Source organism: Ruminococcus sp. CAG:379 (assembly GCF_000434255.1).
GTDB classification, from domain to species: Bacteria; Bacillota; Clostridia; order Oscillospirales; family Ruminococcaceae; genus Ruminococcus_F; species Ruminococcus_F champanellensis.
Map to the genome: position 1 here is coordinate 967 of NZ_FR894918.1, position 1,000 is coordinate 1,966.

Genomic DNA, 1,000 nt, shown 5'->3' on the forward strand with positions numbered 1-1,000 from the left:
AGATTCGCTCCTTCCTGCACTTCTCTGTGCCGGACGAGGGACCTCTTGCGGATTTCGAGAGCTGAATGCCGGACTTCATGCAGGGACTGGCAAAGGGCATCGACAAGAGCAAGAAGTATGTCGAGGCGGCTGTATCCGATGTGGCTGATGCCATGACGCTGACAATGCAGTCCGGTCTGAATGTTGATATGTCCGGGCAGGGAGCCCCCGCTGGCGATTACGGCGCAATGATGAACGGCGGCGCGAGAGCAACGGTCATCAACAACTATAACAACGACAACAGCCGGACTGTCAACCAGACGAATAATTCGCCTAAGTCACTGTCACGGCTGGAAATTTATCGTATGACACGGAATGCGCTGAATGTGTGATGGGGTGGGCTTTTGCCTGCCCTATTGCTTCGATAAATCATAATTTAGGCTTATAAAGGCACTTGGTATCTCTATCATAAACATAATCGGGAAGTTCGTCAGTATCTGTTACACTCCAATGAAACATTCTGCAAAAAAGCTGGGTAAAATTGTCTGTTCTCTTATCATATAGAGTTTCAGCTTCCATTAGTTGCCTTTTCAATTCTGAAATATCCTCTGTTTTTCCAATCAAGCGTGTATCATACTTATAATGTTCAATCTCTAATACCATAAGTTATTTTACCTTTAAATTCCGATTTAGCGCAGAGAGCCCGCGCTACGTTTTTTTCTATTATAGCACATTCATTCCGAAAAAGTAAAGGGGGTGCAACCATGTTTTTCAAACTTATCCTCGAAAATGCCAACGGCGATCGTGTTGATATGACCGCCACGGCAAATCAGTATATGACATCGCGGGTGGAAGGACTAAATCCTCCCACCGGCACGATCAGCACCTCCAGCTATGCGGGCATGGACGGAAGCTACCTGAACAATGCTTTCATAGAAAAGCGGAATGTCGTCATTTCCTTTGAGATGCGTGGTGTGGGCGTGGAAGCCCGAAGGCATCAGCTATACAAGGTGGCCAAGCC

General features: G+C 47.0%; 2 protein-coding genes and 1 pseudogene. 2 read left to right on the forward strand and 1 reads right to left on the reverse strand.

Annotated elements, in window-relative coordinates; translation table 11 throughout:
- Positions 1-77 precede the first annotated feature (77 nt).
- Complete coding sequence (locus QVO51_RS09340; RefSeq protein ID WP_288168079.1) at positions 78-371, forward strand: hypothetical protein; 294 nt, start codon at positions 78-80, stop codon at positions 369-371.
- Between the two features lie 37 nt (positions 372-408).
- Here the strand turns inward: QVO51_RS09340 and QVO51_RS09345 are convergent, their stop codons facing one another.
- On the reverse strand, positions 409-642 hold the full coding sequence (locus QVO51_RS09345; RefSeq protein ID WP_288168080.1) for a hypothetical protein: 234 nt from the start codon (positions 640-642) through the stop codon (positions 409-411).
- Positions 643-743: 101 nt separating this feature from the next.
- On the opposite strand from QVO51_RS09345, the pseudogene QVO51_RS09350 reads away from it, so the two are divergent.
- Positions 744-1,000, forward strand: a pseudogene (locus QVO51_RS09350) (phage tail family protein); the annotation flags it as partial.